Origin of the sequence: Kitasatospora sp. MBT63 (genome assembly GCF_000710465.2) — a bacterium.
Taxonomy (GTDB): Bacteria; Actinomycetota; Actinomycetes; order Streptomycetales; family Streptomycetaceae; genus Kitasatospora.
The window spans coordinates 1-6,024 of sequence record NZ_JAIZ01000408.1 but is presented as its reverse complement, the minus strand read 5'-3'; the positions used below and the strand labels follow the sequence as shown (position 1 = coordinate 6,024).

The 6,024-nt window shown below is 66.8% G+C and carries 5 protein-coding genes; 3 read left to right on the top strand and 2 right to left on the bottom strand.

Annotated elements, in window-relative coordinates; all coding sequences use genetic code 11:
• The coding region (locus AA75_RS49650; protein WP_158515554.1) for a hypothetical protein at positions 1 to 875 on the top strand (875 nt) is incomplete at its 5' end.
• Positions 876 to 1,836: 961 nt separating this feature from the next.
• Here AA75_RS49650 and AA75_RS22860 read toward each other — a convergent pair.
• Together AA75_RS22860 and AA75_RS22855 are read right to left on the bottom strand one after the other, a co-directional pair.
• Positions 1,837 to 2,526 (bottom strand): hypothetical protein, encoded by a 690-nt coding sequence (locus tag AA75_RS22860; protein ID WP_033822059.1) that lies wholly within the window; start codon positions 2,524 to 2,526, stop codon positions 1,837 to 1,839.
• An 89-nt stretch (positions 2,527 to 2,615) separates the two neighbouring features.
• Positions 2,616 to 3,074 (bottom strand): YbhB/YbcL family Raf kinase inhibitor-like protein, encoded by a 459-nt coding sequence (locus AA75_RS22855; RefSeq protein ID WP_033822058.1) that lies wholly within the window; start codon positions 3,072 to 3,074, stop codon positions 2,616 to 2,618.
• A gap of 226 nt (positions 3,075 to 3,300) precedes the next feature.
• Between AA75_RS22855 and AA75_RS22850 the strand changes: the two genes are divergently transcribed.
• Complete coding sequence (locus AA75_RS22850) at positions 3,301 to 4,788, top strand: MFS transporter (RefSeq protein ID WP_051813092.1); 1,488 nt, start codon at positions 3,301 to 3,303, stop codon at positions 4,786 to 4,788.
• A gap of 316 nt (positions 4,789 to 5,104) precedes the next feature.
• A complete protein-coding gene (locus AA75_RS22845; protein WP_158515553.1) occupies positions 5,105 to 5,959 on the top strand; it encodes a phosphatase PAP2 family protein in 855 nt (284 codons plus the stop codon).
• Positions 5,960 to 6,024 lie beyond the last annotated feature (65 nt).

The following is a 6,024-nucleotide window of genomic DNA, read 5'->3' as shown; positions in this document are numbered from 1 at the left end:
GCGAATACACCAACCCCGACCACACCCAATACACCCCCGCTCGCACCTACAACACCGACGGATACTTCACAAGCCGCGACACCTACCAGCTCCACAATCGCTATGCCGGATTCGGCGCCGACCCCGTCAATCACACCGACCCCAGTGGCCACATGCACAAAAGGGTAATAAAGGCAAAAAAGGCAAATAATTCGACAGTCGAGAACCCTCCCACAAACACCTTCAGGGCCCCTGAGGTCGTTGAAAACTTTGAAATGGGAAACCACCTGGACATGAACGCCGGAAGCGCCAAGGTCGCAAATGAAGGCCGGGATGGATTCAATCAAAAATATTCGAATCGCGTTTGGTATCACGGCACATCCGATGCCGAGTCCATCCTCAACGAGGGATTCCGTCCAGGGATAAGCAAGACGTTTGGCGAGGGTGCATATTTCGCCAAGGAGCCCGGCTATTCAGCGACATACGGCACGGATATCGTGATGAGCACAATCGATTTCAACAATGGCGGCATCCTGAAAGCTGACGAGCGGCTACTCTGGGCGGGCGACTACGATAATGTGATCCGAGACCCCGAAAAATACGGCAGGGGCGGGAATCAGTTTTCCAAAATGCCGAAAAACCTAAAGAAGACCATGCAAAAGCTTGAGAAGCACGACCGCACACAGGCCCTCGTATCGTGGGCCCGAAGCGAAGGCTACAAGGCGATATACGTAAAGATGAACGTTGATGACTGGGATGCCTCCCGGGCGATAAATAACAGGCAGCCACGTGAACTGGTAGTATTCGACCTGAATATCGTAACCCCACTCGGGTCCAGGCCCGTGAAGGGTGGAGAGCCGCAAGAATACTACAAGTGGCTATTCCGGGAGAATTAGCATGCAGAGTCTAGAATCTTAGACTCGCACAATTTCACTGTGGGGAGAATATGGAAACGAGTGAGGGCCATCTGGCAAGTTCAGGTTGTGATGCCTGCGCAGCCGGAAAGGCCCTCACGCCGCTTGATCCTGTGCTTTACTGCCAAGGTGAGCTTGCCGCCGAGGCCCGCGGCGGCCTCGGCTCCTACCCTGTTGCCGATGCCATGGCGAGCATGTGGCCGCGCAAGGACAGCCACAAGCCCGTCCGTGGAATCACCGGGACTGCCCCGGACCGCCAGTCCAGGTATTCCCAGAGATCGCGCCGGATCGCCCTGCAACACAAAGGCGCCTCGAGCGCTGACAGGACTGCCAGCCACGGGCGGATGTCCTCACGATATTCCACTCTGCCTCCCGTTCCAGGTTACGGAACTGCGTAACGCAACGGTGGCCAGGATCACCAGGCCACCTCCTCGGCCGGTATCGGTACTGAATTTGAAGCGGTGTTGTCGCCTGCAGTCCATGATCAGGTCGATGCCGGCGAGGCGACCGCCGACGAGGTAGGGCGGTACTGGATCTGCTTGAGCTTGACGGCGCGGGTAAGCCGGCCGAGGTTGGACGCGGCGAGGTTGCCGACATCGCGTTCGACCAGCGATCAGATGCCCTTCCGCGGGTTGGGGTCCAGCGCGCGTAGGTGAGCAGCTGGCAGACGGTCAGCAAGTGCGTGCTGACCTCGAAGAACGCCTTAAGCGACGGCGCAAGGTATTGTCCAGGACCAGAACGATCAACCCGCCGAGGTGGATGCGTGCCGGACCTCAGGTCCCGGAAGTCGCGCCGGCGGAAGCCCTTCGGCGCCATTGCGGCCCCGGTACACGCAGATCGTGTAGACCAGACAGGACCGCTCACCTGCTGCAGCAGATCGTGCCAGCCATGGGGACCCGTCCGCGCACGCGGACGGACCACCGGTGTGTGCCCGATGTGGTTCTCAGACCCTGACACGCGGCGGTGTCATCGACTGCCCGGCCTCGGCCTCGAAGACCACCCGGGCCCGCGACCCGCCGCAGTGCTCTCCTACCAGGTGAGGGCGTACCCCCCTCTCCCAACCGGGAGCCGTTAGAAGCGATTCCCAAACCGACGGCCACCCGGTCCGGTGGGCCGCTGCACAGTGAATTCCGGTCCCGGTCCCGGCGCCAGTGCCGGCCCCGGTGCCGCCCCGGCACCGACCAGCCGGCCAGCGGTGCCACGCGTCGCGTTCCGGCCGCGGTGGTGACGGTCGGGATCCGATGGACACCTTCACGCCGTCCCCGTTGCCATCGGTTACGTGGCGGAGCTGTCCATCTGTGCCCGAGGTGCCCTCTCCGGCACCAGTCAGCAGGGCTGTCACCGGCATGGTGCCGAGGCGGGCCATCATCCCGTGCACCATGGACCCCATCGCGGCGAGGAAGACCAGCGTCATGAGCAGGGTCAGGGCGACGGGGAACAGACCGGCCACCATTTCGCCGGTCCAGAAGGCGAGCGCGTTGACCGCAGCGGCCACGACCAGTCCGGTGGTCCGCTGCCTGCGCGGTCCGCCCTTGTTGGTGAACGCCGCCACGTACGCGCCCAGGCATGCCAGTGCGCCCGCCGAGGTGTCACCGGTTACCACGCCCATCAGGAGGGGAAGGCCGACAGCCATCCCGTTGATCAGTCCGGTGAGGGCCGCAGGCCGGCCCCCGGGTACCGGTTCGAAGAGAACGGACAGGCCGCCCCGGCCCAGGCGGCCGGTCAACCTCGCTGGTACCGGCCCATCAGCACGGCTCTTTCGAGGACATGGCCCTCCACTGCGTGCTCCAGCTCCGCACGCCCCGCGGAGGGCTGCAGGTTCAGGGCGGTGTCGAGCGCGTAGAGGGTGAAGAAGTAGCGGTGCGGACCGTCACCGGGGTGCGGGGCGGGACCGATCCAGGTGTTGGTTCCCCGAGTGGTGGCTCCCACTACCCCTACCTGCCCGTCTTCCTGGAACATCTGGCGCTGATCCGCCGGGATGCGCCACACCACCCAGTGGTCGAAATTTCCGTCCGGCCGCCGGTCGCGCGGTACATCGGGGTCGTGCACCACCAGTGCCAGACTGACCGCCCCTGCGGGCACCGCTTCGAACTCCAGCGGCACCGGGTACTCGCCGCCGTCGACGGAATGCTCGGCAGGAATCCAGTCTCCTTCGGAGAAGGCCGGGCTCGCGATCCTCATGTCGCCACGCTCTCCCACGCCAGGCCGAAGCCTGCTGTGGCGCGCCAGACGACCTGCGCTCTGATCGCCCGTTCCGCTGCAGGTCGAGGCATCTGGGCGGGGCACCACGGGGCCGGTCGTCGGTGTGATCGGTGGATGGGCGCGAGCGGGGGGTGGGTGATGCTGATGCCGGCACCGGGATGGCCGCCGCCGTCCTGCCTACCACCGGCCGAGAAGGAACCCTTACATGAGCACCACCCACCTCGCGGGCTCCGCTGCCCGCCGCGGCGGCAGCATGCCCTTGATCCTCGCCCTGGGTCTGGCAGCGATGGTCGTCTCGATGGCCCAGACCCAGGTCGTCCCCATCCTCTCCCTGCTCGCACACGACCTGCACAGCACCAGTGCCGGCGTCAGCTGGGTGACCACCGCCACGCTGCTCTCCGCCGCGGTCTTCACTCCCCTGCTGGCCCGCATCGGCGACCTGTACGGCAAGAAACTCACGCTGATCGCGGTCTTCGTGGTGATGATCGCAGGGTCCCTGCTCGCGGCGACGACCTCCTCCCTCGCGTTGCTGATCGTCGGCCGGGCACTTCAGGGCTCTGCCACCGCAATCTTCCCGCTGGCTCTGTCGATCATCCGTGACCAGGTTCCGCAGCAGAGGCTTCCCGGGGCGATGGCCCTGGTCAGCAGCACTCTCGCGTTCGGCTCCGGGCTCTCCCTGGTGACCACCGGCCTGCTCACCCAGGGCGCCTCCCCCGATTACCACTCGGTCTTCTGGGCCTCCACCGGCCTGTCCGTACTTGCCCTCGCCGCCCTCGTGTTCCTGGTGCCCGGCCGCGGCGCCGCGGCCGGAGGCCGGATCGACCTGCCGGGCGCCCTCACCCTGGCCGGCTTCCTGGTTCTCCTGCTGCTCGGCATATCCCAGGGACACCAGTGGGGCTGGACCTCGAACCGGACACTCGGCTGCCTCGCGGGCTCTGTCGTGGTCGCCGCGCTGTGGGTCCTGGTCGAACGCAGGGTCACGGCGCCGCTGGTGGACCTGAAGATGTTCACCAACCGGCAGGTCGCCTTCACCAACCTGATCGGGCTGCTCGTCGGCTTCGCCATGTTCGCGCAGTTCATCGGCATCTCCTATCTGGTACAGATCCCACATGCACTGACCGGCTACGGCTTCAGCGCCTCCGTACTGCGGGCCTCCGTCGAGTACCTGCTGCCGGGCTCCCTCATCGGCCTGGTCGCGGCTCCCGTCGGCGGCATCCTGGTCCGCAGGATCAGTGCCCGCCTCACGCTCGTCCTCGGCGCGCTGATCGGCGCCGCGGGCTTCGCCTGGCTGGCGTTCGCCCACCATTCCAGCGCCGGGATCATCGTGGCGGGCCTGCTCACGGGCTCCTCGATCGCCCTCGGCTACGCCGCGATGCCCGCGCTGATCGCAGCCAGTGTGCCGCTGAACCAGACCGGCATCGCCAACGGCATCAACTCCATCTCCCGGTCGGTCGGCAGCTCGATCGCTTCGGCAGTCGTCACCTCCTTGCTGGCCTCCAAGCTGATCCAGGGCCTGCCAGCCGGTGTGCCGCCGCTGCCGCAACAGGGCCAGTTCACCCTCACCTTCGTGATCGGCATGATCGTGATGCTGCTGACCGTGCCGGCCGCCGCCATCGGTCTCACCCGTTCCAAGGCGCCCGGCTCATCGGCCGCTGACGTCGGGGTCGGTCAGCCGGTTCCCGTCCGCCGGTAGGTGTGAAACCGCTCCCGGCCGCATCCCGGCCCGAATCGGATCGAACGGTCCACCGGCACGGTCGGCAACGGTTCTGTTCCGCCACGCCGTCCGGCGCCGGACCGGGACCCGGCGGTACGCGGTCCCCGCCGACCGCCCGGCCGGACGTTACCGGCCACCATCGGCGGATCACCACGTTCGGATGGAAAGCCGTCACACGCCCACCAGCCTCGGCTCGGCCCCACCGGGTACATCGCCGCGGCAGCGAGCAGCAGGAGCCCCCTTCCATGACCCACCAGGCCACTGCCGGCACCCTCGCGGACCCCGGGGTCCAGCGGTGACGGCCCGACGGACCAGCACTGCGCGCCGTCACCGCTGGACGCGTGAACTCCTCCTCGTCGCGGTGCTCTACCTCGTCTACGACAGCAGCAGGTTCCTGGTGCGGGGGGACCTTCAAGCGGCCCGGCACAACGCCGCACGGCTGCTGGACGCGGAACGGTGGCTGCACCTGAGTCCCGAACTCTGGCTGAACACCAAGTTCTCCCGCCACCCGTCACTCGGTGTGTTCGGCGATTTCAGCTACGCCTCGCTGCACTATCTGGTCACGCCGGCCGTGCTGATCTGGCTCTGGCGCGCCCGTCCCGCCGTCTACCGTCGGGCCCGCACCTGGCTGGCCCTCACCACCGTGTTCGCCCTGGCCGGATTCATCCTCTATCCCGTCGCACCGCCCAGGTTGATGCCTAGCGTCTACGGATTCACCGACACCATGGCCGCGCACGCAGGCATCGGCTGGTGGAGTGGTGATGCCAGCGCCCCGAAGGGAGTGGGCTCGCTGACCAACCAGTTCGCCGCTATGCCGAGCCTGCATGTCGGCTGGGCCCTCTGGTGCGGGCTGATCCTGGTACGCCACGCGCAGGATCCGTCCGTCCGCACGCTGCGCGTGCTCTACCCTCCCATGATCGCCGTCGTGGTGATGGGTACCGGCAACCATTACTTCGCGGACGTTCTCGCCGGCGCCGCGGTGACCGTCCTGTGTGCAGTCCTCACCGGGCCGCTGCTGCGCGCCCGGGACCGGCTGTTCCCCGGCAACGGCGCCGCATCCGCCCTCCCACCCCAGCCCCGACGCCACCCCGCGGCCGACAGCGCCGAGCTGCCGAAGGCCGCTATACGCGGTACGCCGGATCGCCGGTGAACCGCCCGACCACGGCGGACGAGCAGGCAGCGGACGGACACACGGCGGCCCCTCTCCCACCCGCC